This window comes from Pseudomonas sp. NPDC089401 (assembly GCF_044749485.1).
In the GTDB taxonomy this organism is placed as follows: Bacteria; Pseudomonadota; Gammaproteobacteria; order Pseudomonadales; family Pseudomonadaceae; genus Aquipseudomonas.
The window spans coordinates 107,204-122,074 of the sequence record NZ_JBIVIA010000005.1 but is presented as its reverse complement, the minus strand read 5'-3'; the positions used below and the strand labels follow the sequence as shown (position 1 = coordinate 122,074).

General features: G+C 60.2%; 17 protein-coding genes. 4 read left to right on the top strand and 13 right to left on the bottom strand.

The genetic code is table 11. From position 1 onward, the window contains the following. The first annotated feature begins 127 nt into the window (after positions 1 to 127). Together ACIP21_RS13675 and ACIP21_RS13670 are read left to right on the top strand one after the other, a co-directional pair. Positions 128 to 1,852: an ATP-dependent nuclease gene (locus ACIP21_RS13675; protein WP_400688221.1), complete on the top strand. Its 1,725-nt coding sequence runs from the start codon at positions 128 to 130 to the stop codon at positions 1,850 to 1,852. After that, the gene (locus tag ACIP21_RS13670; RefSeq protein ID WP_400688219.1) at positions 1,837 to 3,267 is read left to right on the top strand and encodes a UvrD-helicase domain-containing protein; all 1,431 of its coding nucleotides are present in this window, start codon (positions 1,837 to 1,839) and stop codon (positions 3,265 to 3,267) included. Before ACIP21_RS13675 ends, ACIP21_RS13670 begins: the two co-directional genes overlap by 16 nt. A gap of 42 nt (positions 3,268 to 3,309) precedes the next feature. Here the strand turns inward: ACIP21_RS13670 and ACIP21_RS13665 are convergent, their stop codons facing one another. The 7 genes from ACIP21_RS13665 to ACIP21_RS13635 are packed head-to-tail and all read right to left on the bottom strand — an operon-like array spanning position 3,310 to position 8,933. Beyond that, entirely contained in the window at positions 3,310 to 4,059 is a 750-nt protein-coding gene (locus ACIP21_RS13665; RefSeq protein ID WP_400688217.1) for a TIGR03747 family integrating conjugative element membrane protein, read from the bottom strand. Continuing rightward, entirely contained in the window at positions 4,056 to 6,173 is a 2,118-nt protein-coding gene (gene traD / locus ACIP21_RS13660; RefSeq protein WP_400688215.1) for a type IV conjugative transfer system coupling protein TraD, read from the bottom strand. The genes ACIP21_RS13665 and traD overlap by 4 nt, the downstream gene beginning before the upstream one ends. Before the next feature lies 1 nt (position 6,174). Next, on the bottom strand, positions 6,175 to 6,585 hold the full coding sequence (locus tag ACIP21_RS13655; RefSeq protein ID WP_400688214.1) for an integrating conjugative element protein: 411 nt from the start codon (positions 6,583 to 6,585) through the stop codon (positions 6,175 to 6,177). Next, the gene (locus ACIP21_RS13650) at positions 6,582 to 7,127 is read right to left on the bottom strand and encodes a transglycosylase SLT domain-containing protein (RefSeq protein ID WP_400688212.1); all 546 of its coding nucleotides are present in this window, start codon (positions 7,125 to 7,127) and stop codon (positions 6,582 to 6,584) included. The genes ACIP21_RS13655 and ACIP21_RS13650 overlap by 4 nt, the downstream gene beginning before the upstream one ends. Then, entirely contained in the window at positions 7,112 to 7,819 is a 708-nt protein-coding gene (locus ACIP21_RS13645; protein ID WP_400688210.1) for a TIGR03759 family integrating conjugative element protein, read from the bottom strand. Before ACIP21_RS13645 ends, ACIP21_RS13650 begins: the two co-directional genes overlap by 16 nt. A 9-nt stretch (positions 7,820 to 7,828) precedes the next feature. After that, on the bottom strand, positions 7,829 to 8,458 hold the full coding sequence (locus ACIP21_RS13640) for a hypothetical protein (RefSeq protein WP_400688208.1): 630 nt from the start codon (positions 8,456 to 8,458) through the stop codon (positions 7,829 to 7,831). Beyond that, the gene (locus ACIP21_RS13635; protein ID WP_400688206.1) at positions 8,445 to 8,933 is read right to left on the bottom strand and encodes an integrating conjugative element protein pill, pfgi-1; all 489 of its coding nucleotides are present in this window, start codon (positions 8,931 to 8,933) and stop codon (positions 8,445 to 8,447) included. The genes ACIP21_RS13640 and ACIP21_RS13635 overlap by 14 nt, the downstream gene beginning before the upstream one ends. A 144-nt stretch (positions 8,934 to 9,077) precedes the next feature. Between ACIP21_RS13635 and ACIP21_RS13630 the strand changes: the two genes are divergently transcribed. After that, positions 9,078 to 9,437 (top strand): hypothetical protein, encoded by a 360-nt coding sequence (locus ACIP21_RS13630; protein WP_400688205.1) that lies wholly within the window; start codon positions 9,078 to 9,080, stop codon positions 9,435 to 9,437. A gap of 110 nt (positions 9,438 to 9,547) precedes the next feature. Here ACIP21_RS13630 and ACIP21_RS13625 read toward each other — a convergent pair whose 3' ends face one another. Further along, complete coding sequence (locus tag ACIP21_RS13625; RefSeq protein WP_400688203.1) at positions 9,548 to 10,048, bottom strand: autoinducer binding domain-containing protein; 501 nt, start codon at positions 10,046 to 10,048, stop codon at positions 9,548 to 9,550. A gap of 146 nt (positions 10,049 to 10,194) precedes the next feature. Between ACIP21_RS13625 and ACIP21_RS13620 the strand changes: the two genes are divergently transcribed. Then, positions 10,195 to 10,899, top strand: a complete 705-nt coding sequence (locus ACIP21_RS13620) for a hypothetical protein (RefSeq protein WP_400688201.1) — start codon at positions 10,195 to 10,197, stop codon at positions 10,897 to 10,899. Positions 10,900 to 11,045: 146 nt separating this feature from the next. Here the strand turns inward: ACIP21_RS13620 and ACIP21_RS13615 are convergent, their stop codons facing one another. The 5 genes from ACIP21_RS13615 to ACIP21_RS13595 form a co-directional block, all read right to left on the bottom strand. Further along, positions 11,046 to 11,216 (bottom strand): hypothetical protein, encoded by a 171-nt coding sequence (locus ACIP21_RS13615; RefSeq protein WP_400688702.1) that lies wholly within the window; start codon positions 11,214 to 11,216, stop codon positions 11,046 to 11,048. A 535-nt stretch (positions 11,217 to 11,751) separates the two neighbouring features. Next, positions 11,752 to 12,054, bottom strand: a complete 303-nt coding sequence (locus ACIP21_RS13610) for a hypothetical protein (protein ID WP_400688199.1) — start codon at positions 12,052 to 12,054, stop codon at positions 11,752 to 11,754. A 110-nt stretch (positions 12,055 to 12,164) separates the two neighbouring features. Next, on the bottom strand, positions 12,165 to 12,620 hold the full coding sequence (locus ACIP21_RS13605) for an STY4534 family ICE replication protein (RefSeq protein ID WP_400688197.1): 456 nt from the start codon (positions 12,618 to 12,620) through the stop codon (positions 12,165 to 12,167). Positions 12,621 to 12,992: 372 nt separating this feature from the next. Next, positions 12,993 to 13,379, bottom strand: a complete 387-nt coding sequence (locus ACIP21_RS13600; RefSeq protein WP_400688195.1) for a hypothetical protein — start codon at positions 13,377 to 13,379, stop codon at positions 12,993 to 12,995. 164 nt (positions 13,380 to 13,543) lie between these two features. Further along, entirely contained in the window at positions 13,544 to 14,602 is a 1,059-nt protein-coding gene (locus ACIP21_RS13595) for a DNA cytosine methyltransferase (RefSeq protein ID WP_400688194.1), read from the bottom strand. Between the last annotated feature and the right edge of the window lie 269 nt (positions 14,603 to 14,871).

Sequence of the window (14,871 nt, the reverse complement as noted above, 5' to 3'; positions counted from 1 at the left end):
GTGGGTAAGGCAGCCTGTGAATGCTGCAAAGAAACGGGCACTGCGATCCACCGCTTTATTCGCGACAGCGGTTAAGGCAGTCTTGGCTAACTATCTGGCTAGGCTCGACATGGAGCTATGAAGGACTATGGCAAGAATCAGAAAGGTTGAAATTGCGAACTTCCGCGGGATCAAACAGCTGAGTTGGTGCCCCAGCCCAGGAATCAACTGCTTGATCGGCCCAGGCGACAGCGGGAAGTCAACGATCCTGGACGCCATCGACCTGTGCCTGGGCGCGCGTAGAAGTGCCCAGTTTTCAGATACCGATTTCCACTGTCTGGACATCACCTCACCCATCAGCATTACGCTCACGCTTGGCGAGCTTGAAGCATCCATGATGAGTTTGGACGGATATGGGCTGTTCCTGCGAGGGTACTTCAGTGAGCTGGATCTCCTGGAGGATGAGCCCGAGCACGGTGCTGAAGTGGTGTTGACGCTCAACCTCTCCGTCGCAAGCGATCTTGAGCCGTCTTGGACCCTGCTGTCTGATCGCGCTGCTCAACAGGGCGTTACAAAAAGTCTGGCGTGGAAAGATCGATTGGCCTTAGCGCCAACTCGTATCGGTACGTACTCGGACTACAACTTGAGCTGGCAGCGTGGTTCAGTGCTCAATCGCATTTCCGAGGAACGGGCAGATGCGTCCGTTGTTCTGGTGCAGGCAGCCCGTGATGCTCGTCAGACGTTCGGAGACCAGGCAGAGCAGCAACTGGGTGCTGCGTTAGGACTGGTCAAGATGACTGCGGATGAGCTGGGCGTTTCAGTGGGTGCTAAGGCGAGAGCGCTGCTGGATGCCCACTCTGTGTCATTTGGCGCAGGCACCATTGCGCTTCATAACGAAGCGGGGATCCCTTTGCGTGGGCTAGGCATTGGCTCTACGCGCTTGCTGATTGCAGGGCTTCAGCGCAAAGCGCAGGCCGGTGCCAGCATCGTCTTGTCTGATGAACTGGAATATGGGCTGGAGCCCCATCGCATCACCCGTTTCTTGGGCTCGCTTGGAGCCAAGGAAGCGGAAAAGCCACCGATCCAGGCCTTTCTCACCACGCATTCTCCCGTCGCACTTCGGGAACTGAGTGGTGACCAGCTTTGCGTAGTGCGTCCAACCCTCGCCGGCCACGTGGTGCGTGACGTTGGACGTGCGGACGACATTCAAAGCACCATCCGATTGTACCCGGAGGCCTTTCTGGCAAGGTCCGTGATCATCTGTGAAGGTGCAAGCGAGATCGGCTTGATTCGGGGACTCGATCTGTACCGGGTCAGCCAGGGGGTGCCCTCATTGATGGCTCTCGGGGTAGGCCTGATTGATAGTGGCGGTGGTGATGCTGACCGTCCCTACCAGCGTGCTGCCGTATTCCAGGCATTGGGTTACCGGGTGATGGTTGTTCGCGATGACGATAAACCACCTACGGCTGCTACCGAGCAAGCGTTCTTGCAGAAAGGTGGACAGTTCATCGCGTGGAACGACGGGAGGGCGCTTGAAGATGAGCTGTTCCATAGCCTTTCGGTAAATGGTTGCCTGAACCTCATCAAGTTCGCCCATAGTCTTCACGAGGACTTGGTTCGTTCGCACGTTGTGACCGTATCGAACAATACAGCTTCGCTGGATTCCATCTGGGCGGAAGCCCAGGGCGGTTCGCTGTCAGCGGATACACGGACCTTGCTTGGCAAGGCATCACGTATTCGCAAATCTGGATGGTTCAAGTCGATCTCATGGATGGAGGAAGCCGCCCGCACCGTCATTGCGCCGGACCTCATGAATGGCAACCAGGCCTTCACTGCCAAGATGGACCGCATCTTTGGATGGGCAGCCCAATGATAGAGGCCGAAGTCAATCTACTACAGATCAACCGTGGAACCGTCACAGCCCCTGCGGGCTGCGGTAAGACTCAGCTGATTGCCAAAGCGCTGGCTTCTTACCAAGGCTCCAAACCCATTCTCGTTCTGACTCACACCAACGCGGGCGTAGCAGCGCTGCGCGCTCGACTCGACCGTGCGGGTGTCCGGTCATCGGCCTACAGGTTGTCAACCATCGATGGCTGGGCAATGCGGCTTATCTCGACGTTCCCTGCGCGAAGCGGCCACGACCCTGCAGTTCTGAATTTGAAGAACGCTTCGCGTGACTATCCTGTCATTCGCGAGGCCGCCTGGAGGCTGCTTCAGGCAGGGCATGCCAATGACGTGATCCGCTCCAGTTACGCGCAGCTGATCGTTGATGAGTACCAGGACTGTTCGGTACCCCAGCACACGATTGTGTATTTCCTTTCGCACGTGTTACCGACGTGCGTGCTTGGCGATCCCATGCAGGCTATTTTTGGATTCCCAGGGAACGCGTTGGCCGATTGGAACCAGCACGTGTGCGCGCACTTTCCTGTCGTGCACGAACTGCAGACACCCTGGCGATGGAACAACGCGGGCGAACCGGTACTGGGTACATGGCTGCTGCAAGCTCGCCACGCCCTGATGCGCGGTGAACGCGTCGATCTGCGATTAGCGCCGCCTCAAGTGACCTGGGTACCACTCGCAGGCGCCGACGATCATCCAAAACGTCTGGCCGCTGCGCGGACAGCATCGCCGATCGCTGAGGGCCGGGTGTTGATCATCGGCGATTCGACCAACCCGGAAAGTCAGCGCAACATTGCGAGTCAAACCCCGGGAGCCGTGACGGTTGAAGCTGTGGACCTGCGCGACTTGCTTGCTTTTGGACGTAGCTACGATCCAGCCAGCCAGTCCGGCTTGGCAGACCTCATGGCGTTCGCGCAAAGTGTCATGACGAACCTGGGCGTGCCCGCGTTCCTGAAGCGGCTGGAGTCGTTGGCAAAGGGTACAGCGCGCAATCCGGCGACTAAGGCTGAGACAGCGGCGCGGGATTTTCAGGTATCGCCCTCCTTCGATCTGGCGACCCACTTGCTGATGGAGTTGCGGGCACAGCCAGACGTGAGAGTGCACCGACCAGCGATTCTGTACTCAGCTCTGAAGGCGATGCGCCAGGCCGCATCAGGGACAATGACATTTGAGGCTGCAACTCAGCGTGTGCGTGAGGACAACCGGATGCAGGGCAGACCCTTGCCGAAACGTGCCGTGGGCAGCACGTTACTGTTGAAGGGTTTGGAGGCTGAGGTTGCCGTAATCATGAACGGCGATGGATTGGATGCTCGCAACCTCTATGTGGCGATGAGCAGAGGTTCAATGCGGCTTGTTGTGTGTAGTGTCAAACCGGTATTGGGAGGATGACTGCAGTACACGCTTGCTGGCAGGAGTAACGGACGGCACGATTCACAGATGCTTCTTGAAGCTCGCCGCCGAGATTCCCACGACTACTGCCAGCAAGGCTGCTGCCGGCAGCAGGATCAGAATAGGGGATATGCTGACCGGCAGTGCCAAATAGAGCACCCATGGCAAGACTGCCAAAGGCACCAGGCATGCCCTGGCACGATGGTAGATAAAGCCTGATTCTCGGCCCGCCTCGAAGCGGCGAATGTCTCGCCGCACTAGTCCATCCACCAGCCCGACGAAGGCGGCCACGGCGAACAGCGGCAGGCTCAGGCAGAGCACCAGCAACCGCACCAGAAACACCAGCACGGTGTAAGCACCCGCCAGCAGGTAGCTTTCTAGCGACCGATAGGCCTGCCTCACATAGAAGCGAAAGTCTTGCTCGGCTGGCAGACGTTCTCCGCGAGCTTGCCGCGCCGCGTCCTCAACCCATTCGACCAAGCCCGATTGCACGAATAGCCCGTCATAGGCGAGCCCGACGATCTGCTGCGCAGTGCGCCCCGGTTCCTGCACCAGTACGCTGCGGGTGAAGTTCCTTGGCAATTGCTCCAGCTCATAGCTCAGCATCTGCTGGGCATGCCGCCAGCCCTGCTCGGGCCAGAACACGTGCATGCCCACGCATTCGATCAGAATGCACAGGAACAGGGAGCCGCCGAGCACGCCAACAAAGCGAAAGGGCAGGGTGATCAGACTGACCAGGGCACTTTGCTGTTGCGCCTGCTGTCGCTGTGCTGTCACGGCTGGGTCTTTCATGGCGCATGCTCCTCCTGCAGATCGGCAGGCAGATCTGCCCCAGGCTCCTGAGCAACCTGCTTCCACCAGTCATCGTCGGGTTCCTGCCGCATGTAATGGGTCAGGGCCTGCAAGTCCGCTGGGATCACTTCGTCTGAATCGGGCGCCGGCAGCGGCATTCGAATCTTCCACAGCTGGCCACCCTCGATCAGCGCAAAGGCCTGCCCCTTGGGCAAGGCAACGATGTGTGCCGGCTCGATCATCGGCACGCTGTGGGTGTTGATGCGGTCCTGGGTGTTGGAGGTGAACGCCGTGGCGCCCTGCGGATCGGAACTGTCCGTGGCGCCGCTGACCACCGATGTGCTGTACACGTCGACCGTCGGCAACTGCTTGGTCAGCAGTTCGGCCGTGGCCGTCTCGCGCACGCGCAGCATGATCAGGTTATTGAAGTTGCCCACCACCTGTCCGGCCTTGGCGCGGTTACCCAGCCGCGCTTCGATGTCGCTGAGGGTCTGGGTATAGGCCGTCACCTGCATGCCGGCGCCGCCGCCCTTGTTGATCAGTGGAATGAACTCGTCACCCATCAGCTCGTTGAACTCGTCGGCGTGGACGTTAATCGGCAGCTGCGTGCCCGGCTCACCACCCGGCAGCCCATCATCTATGCCGAACTTATAGATGTGCCCTGCCACCGACACCAGGTCGGCAAACATGGAGTTGCCCACGGCGGCGGCTACTTCGGGATCGGACAGGGCATCCAGGCCGACATAGACGATGGCCCGTTTGCGGATGATCTGCATCCAGTCGAAGATCGGCCGCGGGTCGTTCAGGTCGTTGTAGTCCGGGGCGAGCAGCTGGGCGATCTTGCCGGTGGTCAGCTTTTCCAGCAGGGGCAGCAGCGAGGCGACGATCTTGTCGAAGTAGGTGCGGTCGTAGCGCACGGCCGAGCGCAGGCCTTCCAGTACGGGGTCATAGAGCTTGGTGCGGTTCAAGTACAGCTCGATGGCCACCACGCGCTTGTCTCGTCCGGCCATATGGCGGGGTGTGTTTTTCTCGTTGAGCTTGGCCTCGATCTGCACGATGGCTTCCCAGGCCTTGGGATCGTGCTTGGCAAAGAAGTGCGCGGCGTATTCGACGAACAGCGGGTCGATGTTGACCACATGGCGCTGGATCAACAGATAGTCCGGGCGCCGCCCCAGCTCGACCAGGGCGCGGGCGATGATGTTGACGAAGCGCCAGGCGAACTCGCGGAAGGCTGCGGAGTTGCCTTCGCCGGAAAGCTGCCCGGCGATGCGCGAGGCCACCTCGGTGATGCGGCCAAAGCGGCCGATGGCGTTGTAGCGGGCGGAGGTGTCCGGTTGGCCCAGATGGAACACATAAAACTCACCCTCGCGCCCGGCCCGCTTGGCTTCCAGGTACATGCGCCTGAGCAGTTCGGCGTCGCCTTTGGGGTCGAAGACGATGCAAACCTCGTGTTGGCCGGCGATCTTGCGGCGGATGTCCTGGGTGATCAGCAACTCGGCCAGGCGGGTCTTGCCGACACGCGTGGTACCCAGCACCAGGGTATGCCCGACGCGCTCGCTCAGGGGTAGGGTGACATCGACCTCCCTGGGCTCGATGCCATGCAGACGGGGCAAGCCACCCACAGGCGGTAATGGACGTGCAGGGTTGAGGGGGTGATCCCAGCGCGTCAGGCGCGGCAGGTTACGCAACGGGTAGGGCGTGAACTCCAACCGGACTTCCAGTTGGCGTAAGGCCTGTACCCAAGCGGGCAACTCGACGTAGCGGCGAAACTCGGGACGGTAGGTCTGCAGCAGTCGGTGGGTGTGCCGTTGGTCCCAGCGAAAGCCCCGGCCGAGGAATAGCCGTTGCTGGCTGACTAGGACCTGGCGGCTGGTCAGGGTATAGCGGGGCAAGCGGCGTAGGTTGTGCTGGTAACGCAAAACCTCCCAGGCCTGCCGAAGCCGCAGTGCTCCGAAGGCCGCAAATATGATGGCCGATGCCAACCCCAAGGTGTCATTCAACGCCAGCGACCAGGGGGCGAACAGGCACAAGAATGCCGCAGCGAAACACACGACGGCGCTGTACAGTTCAACCACTGGCCGCAGCAGTACTTCAATGGCATGGGCCTGGCTCATGCTACTGCTCGATGGCGGTAGCAGTGATCAGCACGGGATAGTGCGACAGGTTCAGGCGTTGGGCCAGGTCGCCAGCCGACGCGGGGTAGAGGGCCACGCCGGGCGCCAGTGCGCGCAGGCGCTCCAGGTCAGCCAGCGAGCTGACTTGTACCACCAACCCCACTGCCTTGAGCTGCTGCAGTACAGGCAGGCGCCGTTTCAGCCAGGCCTGTGAAAGTGGATCATCCCCAATCAGGAACAGCGCCGGCATGTTGGGTGTGGCCAGTCTGCGCGAAGCAACCGCACCCGGCGAGAGCGAAACCGTGCGCACTGGCAGCATATCCGCCTCGCTGTAAGGCGATGTGGGCAGTCGGGGTTCGGAAGCAGACGCAAAGACAGGAAGCAGAAGTGTGAGCATCAGTAGACGCTTCATGGCGATAGCCTCCCAGGCGTGAGCTGATTGAGGCGTCCTGCCACGCTTCGGCGATAACGGGCCGCCGGGGCACCGCCAGCAGGGCGGTGATAGCGGCCAATGGAGGGCATCCAGTTTTCGCCTGCGCGCCTGTGCTGTCGTAGGATCCTGGCGGCCGCGGTGAGATTGCGTGTCGGGTCCAGCAGCTCGCAGGGCTGTTGGTAGTAGCGCTGCTGGTAGCCCAGGTTGAGCTGCATCAGGCCCACATCGATGCGTTTGGCACTGGTATGTTGTCGGGCGCTGAGCAGGGCCCGACAGGCTTCGATGCGGGTCGCGTAATAGTGACCCTTGCCGGCGATGTTCAGCGTCCAGGGCCATGGCAAGTGCCGCTTGCGAATGGAGATGCCGCTTTCCTGCAAGGCCACGGCGTACAACACGCTAGCCGGCACACCTGCCTGCCGGGCGACGCGCTGGTAAGTTTCCGGGATCTGCGCCCAAGCAACGGCAGGTGCCAAGCTAAGCCACAGGGCCAGCCCCTGACGTAGGCTCACTGTCGTTGCCATTGCCCACCCACTTCGCGCACCAGCGCGGGCAAATCGCCTGATAGTCCGAGGGACAACCAACGGCCGCCATCATGATTGAGCGTGATGCTGCGGCTCTGGACCTTGGACGCCGAAATCGCGGCTTCGCGCGCCCAGAGGCGAAGCTGGGCATCATCCTGGCGGCTACCCACCAGATACAGGTCGAACGAAGTGCCACTGGCTTGAAGCTGTTGCACCCGGGCGTTGCACGCGGGACAGTTGGCCTTGACGAACAGTGCCAGGCGACCACTCCCAGCAGGTAACGCAACCTTGGGGAACGCCGGTACGCCATCGGTGAGGTTGACGGGTAACACGCCAGGAAACTGCTTCTTCCACGCGTCATCGTAGGCGCGCTGATAGGCCAGTAGTTTCTCCACACGGCGTGCCTCGGCCTGCACTTGCAATGCTGCATAGCGTTGCCGCTCGGTGTCCGACTGCGCTTCGATGCCCAATGCGCTGAGCGGATCGAGATTGGGCGAGTAGATGCCCAATGGGCCCTGCATCAGCTGTTGGTAGCGGTTCCATTCCTCTGGCTTGAGGCCCCAGTCCCGGGCGGCCTGGTCGTTGGAGAGGGGCGCGACCGTTGATACCTTTGCGGCGCTTCGAGCCTCGCTGGGTTGGGCGGCCGACACAGATAGGGGCAGCGCGAGCGACAGCGACAGAAGAATTTTCATGGCTGTCTCCTACCGAACATCCAGGCGGCGCGTCAGCTCGCCCGTACGAAACACGACGGCCTGTGGTTCGATGGATTCGAGGTGCCACCCCAGGAAGTGATCGCCGATGCGCAGCAGCTGAATATGCTCAGGTCCGGGACGGCCCTGCGGACTAATAGCGACAAAGCGATGGCCGCCGCGCACCTCGATCCCGAGCACGGTGAAAGGTGGTTCCTTAAGCACGGGTTTAGGAGCGCGTGTGGCTGGGCGTTGTGCAGTCTTCTCAGCCTCGAGTTTTTGCACCGAAGCGCTCACCGCTTCTACCGAATCTTTCAGCATCTGTAGTTCACTGGCAGCGGCGCGATCAGCAAGCTGTACGTCCAGGATGGTGACTTGCGCTTCAAACTCACGCCTGAGGTCGGACAGTTGCTCCAGCGTGATGGCCGTGGGCTGCTTCTGCTGGGTGTCGTTGAACTGCTCCAGCGTAGAAAGGCGCTCGCCCAAGGACTGCACCTCAACAGTGGTTGAGCTGCCTTGCACCGATTCGGCCAACTGCTCCAATGACCGCTGTTGATAGACCAGCGCACCGGCCACTACTAATCCGGCCAACGCGGGCATCACCCAGGCCGGACGCGCTCGAAGCCGGTCAAAGGGTGCCATGGGCAGTCTCCTGCTTTTCGGCGATGTCTTGTGCAAAGCACAGTTGCCGGTCGAGGTCATTCACCTGCAACGCCCATCCTGGTCCTGCCAGGGTCAGCAGGGCGCTGCGCAGTACCATGGGGCCCAACTGGAAATGCACGGCGGGCAGGGGCAACGCGAACAGTGCCTGTGCCATTGGACTGTGCTCGCACAGCTGATAGCCCGAATGCCGGAGCACGTAACGCAGGGCATCCCCGACGGTCAGCAGTGGCCCATTGGGAAGGCGCACATCAATTGTCTGCAGCAGCAGATCCTGCTGAGCCAATTCCGGCGTCAGCTCCACGAACGTGTAGCGCGACTGCCGTTCAACCCAAATGGGTTCGGGACTGGCAGTCGCAAGCTCAGTCGCAACAGCTGCCGGTGGTGACGTTTCTGGCACGGTTACACACCCGCCCAGGGCGAATGCGAACGCAGTACAGGTGAATGAAAGCCGCATGACCCAACTCCCGTGATAGACGGGCGCCAGTATTTGCAACTTTTCTGAGGCGAATCAGCAATAAAACCGGACGTAGCGCAAACCCTGAAGATTGCCAGGCGCGTACAGTCCCGCGTCGATCAAGCTGAGAGAAAGGGGCTGCCAATGACCTATGCCGTGGAGGGTTCACGCTTGGGCCCGGAAGTGAAGTGGGCACTGACGATCTGCAGTGCGGTGCTGTTCGTCGACATCGCCCAGCCACTGTGGGCACAGCACGGCCTGCAGGTGTGGAGCGCGGGCTGCGAGAGTCTGGCGATGTGGGCGATTGTTCTGGCGGGGTTCGCCCTGTTCGCCTCGCTGGTACCAGTGCCACCTGGAGAAGCGGCAGAAGCGGGAGGCCTTCATGCAGGCGCTGGGCGACCGGGTGTTTGGCTGCCTGGTGCTGGTCGTATCCGACTGGACGATAGCGAGGAAAACGGAGCCGGACAGCTCGGCGATTGCCTTGGTCATGGCTACACTCGGTGACTTTGCCGTGCCCATAGCGTTGCTGATGTTGATCTGCGCTTGCTGGTTGCTCAAGCGGACCTGGTTTGCCGCCTACGTGACCCATTGGATTTACTATTCCCCGCTGGATCTCACCTTGCGCACGAAGGTCCATAAAGCGCGTGAGTGTCAGTGACGCCGGCCTCAAACATGGCGGCAAGATGTAGATGTTTGGCCAGCCACATGACCGTGGCGGCTTTCTGATACAACTCGTTGATGGACACGCTGACATGCGGGCGCAGCAATGCGAAGCTGCTGGGGGCTGCCCCGTAGTGCAGTGGTTGAATCCATCCGTGACGAAGGCCCAGTTTCTGAGCCTCGGGCCAGTGGAGTGGAGTTTGGGCAAACGCCTTGGGCTCCCAGACCAGCGGAATGCTTGAGTGGCGCAGACGGGCTGGCCGGAATTCCAGGGCTGCCTGGACAAGCGGGTCGCCGCCCGGTAGAAGGTTGCTCGGGTTGATTGAGTGCGCAGAGCTTGTAAACGCAAAGCTGTAGTAATGAAACCCCAATTCCTCGGCGAAGGCCTTAAGCTCTTTGAGTTGCGCCGAAAGATGGGACAAGCACTGCCATTCCTTAGCTATTCGGTCGAGCATCGAACCTCCCTTTAGGATTGCTCCTACCGCGTACTGCCGGGATGAGTGAACGGTACTGTCGTTGTAAAGGCCTAGTGCAGCGGTCAACTGTAGGGGCCTTGCTAGGCGAATGGAATAACCCGAATGTGTTATCGAGTGGATGCACGATGAAATATGCGTCATTGATGGAACACGCTGGGCTTCGGTGCCTTGAGCCGTACTTCCGAAGCTATGCGGTCAAAGGCCTGAAAGCGGTGAGCGCTGGGCGAGTCAGCGCCAAGGCGACCGCTGTCGAGTACTTCGCGCAGGCGGTGTATGGCCGGGTGGGTGAGCTGGATAACACCCTGGCGGCGTTGCGTTTGGTGGTGCGGTTCCTGAACGACCTCAGGCAGCTTCCTGATCCCGACCCGGAGATCTATCGCTACCACTACGAAAATTTCATCTTTCGAGGAATCGGTGCTGTGGATCGCGCGTTTCTGCTGGTGGCTGATGCGCTGCTGCTGTCCAAACGTGCGCGCAAGACCAATCAGCTGATTGCCGAGCAGGTGCAGAATCACACGGGGGTTCACGAGGCCCTGCTGCGGGTCAAGGGCGTGATGGAGGCATACCGTAAATCACGGAACATCATGATTCATGACAGTGCCTATTCCAGTCGAGAGCTGGGAACTCTGAGCGGTATTCGGCACCTAGGTATTGAGCTCGTTGATACTGAGGCGGCACTGATAAACCGGGCCGTGTTTGGTGCAGGCTCGGACACAGTTATCCAGGCCATCGCTGAGTTGGAAGTGACGCTACACGCTCTGATGTGCGCACTTCAGCCGATTTTCGAATTTGTAGTGAAGCGGGCGAATGGGGCGGCAGCTAAATGCTAAAGAAAATCGAAAGTGTGAGTGATCAAGTTGCGGCAGGTGTGTGAGCGAACGTGCGCATGTAGTTGTTCGGAGTTTTTTATGTCGCATCTTAGTGCATCGCATGAGTGAGCCGACACTGTGTTGGTTCTGAGGTAGAGGCCAATTTCTTACCTGGACGCCCAGGATTCAACCTCCAGCGGGCCGTATCGTAGCTTCCACGATTTTAAGGTCCTGTGTAAGCCACCGCCATTGAATGACAAGACTTCCCCAGTGTAAGGGTTGGTATAGTGCTTTGTTTTTCGACGCTTCCCTTGTTGCTTGGGCCTGGCGGGCGCCAGTGGCTTCAGCTCAGGAACTAAACAGGGAGCGAAAATAGAAAAACCTTCTGAGCGTCGTAGTTGTACTCGTCGAGTAGAATGTGAAGCTTTCTTTTGAACTCGATCTCAAGCTGAAGCTTTGGATTTGTTTTCAGTGCTTGCAATTTGCGGAGCTTACGGGCTAGTTTTCGTTCAAGTCGTTGATGTTCGCCTAGGGTGGGCATGTTGAGCTCCGACGGTAAAAGATCTCCAGTGTGGCAAAGGCTTATCAGGGATCGCAAGTATTGAAATGTTTTGACACGTGTCTGGAGAGAGTGGCTTTAAATCGTCTGGCGGAGTTGCGGGGTGCCGCAGTTGTCACAAAAGTGATGTTCAATGAAGGTGGGTTGAATTTAACAAGCTCGTGCAGTCTCGCTTGTAGGTCATTGCAGACTTGTTCTGTAAAAAGGCGCGTGATCACACTGTACGATTACGGCCAATTGGCAGATTTTTGTAAGCGGGATTTCGGGATTTCGGGAAAGGAAAGAACGGCCTCCGAAGAGGCCGTGTTGGGTGATCAGTAGTCTTCAGGCAGCAGTACGGTGGTGGCACTGCGGTCTGCGTCGGTGATGATCCACACGCGGTAGTGCGGTGCTACGTCATACGCTGAGAACAAGCGATGGTGCGTGTTCAACGCTCGGTCGTTCAACTGCTTGTCCTCATTGTCTACCTCGCCCCAGTCGCCGCGGACATGGCGATGCAGCAGTGGGACGAGATCGATCTTGTCGTCCTGAAACAGACGATGGATAGCTTGAGTGAAGAGAAGCGTGCCCAGGCGGAACTTGGGCTTCGTGGTTTCGCAGAGTGTTTTCAGATCCATGCGGATTGTTTCCATGGACCGAGAACCCTGCGCTCCAACGGGAGCAGAGTTCCCGGTGGGTGGATAGAGGGATGAGGCAGAAGCCTCACTGGAATGGATGTGTGTCTGCGTCAGCCAGCCAACGCTTCGGCCTCCCCTTGAACGGTGCCGTCTTGATCGTCGGCGTTGTACGGCTCCGCCTTGTATACCGCTTGCCCGTCAACCTTGATCCAGCTGATGAACAACAGCCTCGCCTTCAGGCTGACGCCATGTTTGCCGGCGTTCTGGCCCTTCTCGTAGAGAAAGGTGTCGGCATACAGATCACCGAGCCGAAAGCCGATCAGCACCTTGCGCTTGTCCGTGACGGCCTGACTGCAACGGCGGACCAGTTGCTGGGCCTTGCTGCCCGAAACACGCACATCGAAGCGTCGGTACTCGGCGTTGTCGCTGGGACCATTCAGCGCGGCGATATTGCAGGCGAGGAAGCTGCCGCCTTTCTTGGGCGTGACTTCGCGGATGCGGTTGAGGTAGCCCAACCCAGTGATGTGCAGGTCGAAGTAGCTGGTTTCGTGGGAAGAATTGGACATGAAAGTCTCCGAACAATGAAGCGCGAAGACAGCCGCCCATTGGGGAGGTTGGCTCCCCGCATGGGTGGTTTGAACAGCAGTGGATGAAGAGGGTCAACGCGGTAGACACCGCGCCGTAGCCTTGAAGACCTAGGCTACCTGGGCATGTTGCTGGCAACGCCAGCGGACATGGACTCAGGATGCGGTCTGGCACCCAGCCTGTCCTGCTTGAATGGGTTGTGCAGCGCTACCCGATTTCAGAGACGATCGCGTGTATGTTTTTCATATGGTCATGCACCGGGAGGCGGCGAGCGATCTGATCGTTTGCGGTGTGTGCAGAGCAGAACGAAAAAGAGCCCCTGGCGGGGGCTCTGTTGGATGAAGTGACAAAGGCTACCACCCCTCATAGTTGAGCAGCAGCGTGGTGATGATCTGCCGGCGCCTGATGTCGAGCGAACACAGGTCTGCCAACCCCTCGATGCCGGCTTCGGCGAGCAACTTGCCGCCGTCGTGCGCGTTGTAGAAGCTGTACAGGGCTGCGATAAATGTGCGCTCGCCAGAGCTGAGCACACCCAATGATGCAGTGATCCGCTCAAGGTTCGGGGCCAGGTCGTCGAGGCAATCGGCACAGTCATAGCCTTCGGCTGTGCCGTCACCGAAGTAGTACATCCCGGCCAGCTTCACGCCCTGACGCCAGGTGATGAAGAAAGCCGTAGGTGCATGCTGGACGCGGACCAGTTCGTCGTGCAGGGATTGAGGTGTTTCGGTGGACTGGGACATGGAGTGCTCCTGATAAGCGGGGAAAGGTGAGGACACCGCGTCATCGACACGGCACAGCCTTGAAGTCCGGGGCTGTCTGGGCCGGTGCTGACCACGGTCAGCGACACAGGCCCACAGCCTCTGCCCATGGCGAAACGCCGTCAGCGTTCAATCCGCAGTCCCCTTCACCCCGATTGCTCCAGTGCCCGCAGCAGCCTTTGCCCAATCCAGGCCATGCACGGCACCGCCATGCTATTGCCCAAGGCCTTGTAGCGCGGCGCATCCGGGCAGCGCTCGGCCGGCTTGTTGCGCCAGGGTATCCGTGTGTAGTCCCGTTCGAAGCCCTGCAGCGCCTCGCACTCCACCGGCATCAACCGGCGCACGGCCGTCGATTGCACCAGGATCGGCGCTTCATGGTTGCAGGTCAGCGTCGGTGCGCCATCCACCCACAGTTCGGCACCGCCCTGACCATGCGCCAGGCACAGCGGCGGCATCACTGGCTGCAGGCACCCCAGATCACCGCCAGCATTGCGAGTCGTAAGGGTGCCGGCAATGTCTTCTGGTGGCGTGCGCAGCGGCGCAGAATCCCGGCGCAGGCCTTCGCGCTCAAACAGTACTTCGGCGGGATCGAACCCGGGTCGAGCGCTTGCGACAACAAACACACGCTGGCGTCGTTGGGCCACGCCGAAATATTGGGCATCGAGCACCCGCCACGCGATTGTTCGGCGGGGGCCCAGCACCACACCTGCGTGCGACCAACGCTGGCGTGGCGGGCATAGCGGATGATCTTCGCCAGCCAGGGCGGCAAGCAGGCAGCCGAACGCGTTACCTCGGTCGCTGAGCACGCCGGGTACGTTCTCCCAGACGAACACGGCGGGAGGACGTTGCTGGCAGGCGTGGATGTGATCGATGGCATCGGCAAGCTCCACATAACAAAGGGTCAGGGCACCGCGCGGGTCGGCCAGCCCTTGGCGCAGGCCCGCGAGGCTGAAGGCCTGGCAGGGCGTGCCGCCCACCAGGATGTCCGGGGCTTCCAGCTCGCCGGCGAGCATGCGAAAGGGCAGTGGCAGCAGGTCGCCAAGATTGGGCACACCCGGGTAGTGATGGGCCAGCAGGGCAGAGGCGAAGCGGTCGATGTCCGCGAACCAGGCCGCGCTCAATCCGAGCGGTTGCCACGCCACGCTGACCGCTTCGATACCGCTACAGACACTGCCGTAGCGCCACGCGGAAGGTGGGGTTTTCATAGGGAGGGAACCTTGATCGGGCGCTCGTTCCACAAGCAGGAGCGGCGCAATGGAGGAGGGTGATCAAGGTGCCGAGCGGAGGACCGTCGGCTGGGACAGCGATACCACCGTGGCGTCGTCGGCAGCGCTGGATGTCGGCATGTCCAGACTGACGCGATCGGCTCACCCAACCCGTGTCGTGGCGTGGGTTGGAACAACAGGCACACATCCGCGCACAAAAGGCGCCCAGCATTCGCCGGTGGGCCCGGCCAGGATTACAGCTGACCCGA

What these genes read in the sequence shown, in the direction of transcription:
- ACIP21_RS13675 (WP_400688221.1), top strand. Translation starts at nt 128, where the DNA reads ATGGCAAGAATCAGAAAGGTTGAAATTGCGAACTTCCGCGGGATCAAA.
- ACIP21_RS13670 (WP_400688219.1), top strand. Translation starts at nt 1,837, where the DNA reads ATGGGCAGCCCAATGATAGAGGCCGAAGTCAATCTACTACAGATCAAC.
- ACIP21_RS13665 (WP_400688217.1), bottom strand. Translation starts at nt 4,059, where the DNA reads ATGAAAGACCCAGCCGTGACAGCACAGCGACAGCAGGCGCAACAGCAA.
- traD (WP_400688215.1), bottom strand. Translation starts at nt 6,173, where the DNA reads ATGAGCCAGGCCCATGCCATTGAAGTACTGCTGCGGCCAGTGGTTGAA.
- ACIP21_RS13655 (WP_400688214.1), bottom strand. Translation starts at nt 6,585, where the DNA reads ATGAAGCGTCTACTGATGCTCACACTTCTGCTTCCTGTCTTTGCGTCT.
- ACIP21_RS13650 (WP_400688212.1), bottom strand. Translation starts at nt 7,127, where the DNA reads ATGGCAACGACAGTGAGCCTACGTCAGGGGCTGGCCCTGTGGCTTAGC.
- ACIP21_RS13645 (WP_400688210.1), bottom strand. Translation starts at nt 7,819, where the DNA reads ATGAAAATTCTTCTGTCGCTGTCGCTCGCGCTGCCCCTATCTGTGTCG.
- ACIP21_RS13640 (WP_400688208.1), bottom strand. Translation starts at nt 8,458, where the DNA reads ATGGCACCCTTTGACCGGCTTCGAGCGCGTCCGGCCTGGGTGATGCCC.
- ACIP21_RS13635 (WP_400688206.1), bottom strand. Translation starts at nt 8,933, where the DNA reads ATGCGGCTTTCATTCACCTGTACTGCGTTCGCATTCGCCCTGGGCGGG.
- ACIP21_RS13630 (WP_400688205.1), top strand. Translation starts at nt 9,078, where the DNA reads ATGACCTATGCCGTGGAGGGTTCACGCTTGGGCCCGGAAGTGAAGTGG.
- ACIP21_RS13625 (WP_400688203.1), bottom strand. Translation starts at nt 10,048, where the DNA reads ATGCTCGACCGAATAGCTAAGGAATGGCAGTGCTTGTCCCATCTTTCG.
- ACIP21_RS13620 (WP_400688201.1), top strand. Translation starts at nt 10,195, where the DNA reads ATGAAATATGCGTCATTGATGGAACACGCTGGGCTTCGGTGCCTTGAG.
- ACIP21_RS13610 (WP_400688199.1), bottom strand. Translation starts at nt 12,054, where the DNA reads ATGGATCTGAAAACACTCTGCGAAACCACGAAGCCCAAGTTCCGCCTG.
- ACIP21_RS13605 (WP_400688197.1), bottom strand. Translation starts at nt 12,620, where the DNA reads ATGTCCAATTCTTCCCACGAAACCAGCTACTTCGACCTGCACATCACT.
- ACIP21_RS13600 (WP_400688195.1), bottom strand. Translation starts at nt 13,379, where the DNA reads ATGTCCCAGTCCACCGAAACACCTCAATCCCTGCACGACGAACTGGTC.
- ACIP21_RS13595 (WP_400688194.1), bottom strand. Translation starts at nt 14,602, where the DNA reads ATGAAAACCCCACCTTCCGCGTGGCGCTACGGCAGTGTCTGTAGCGGT.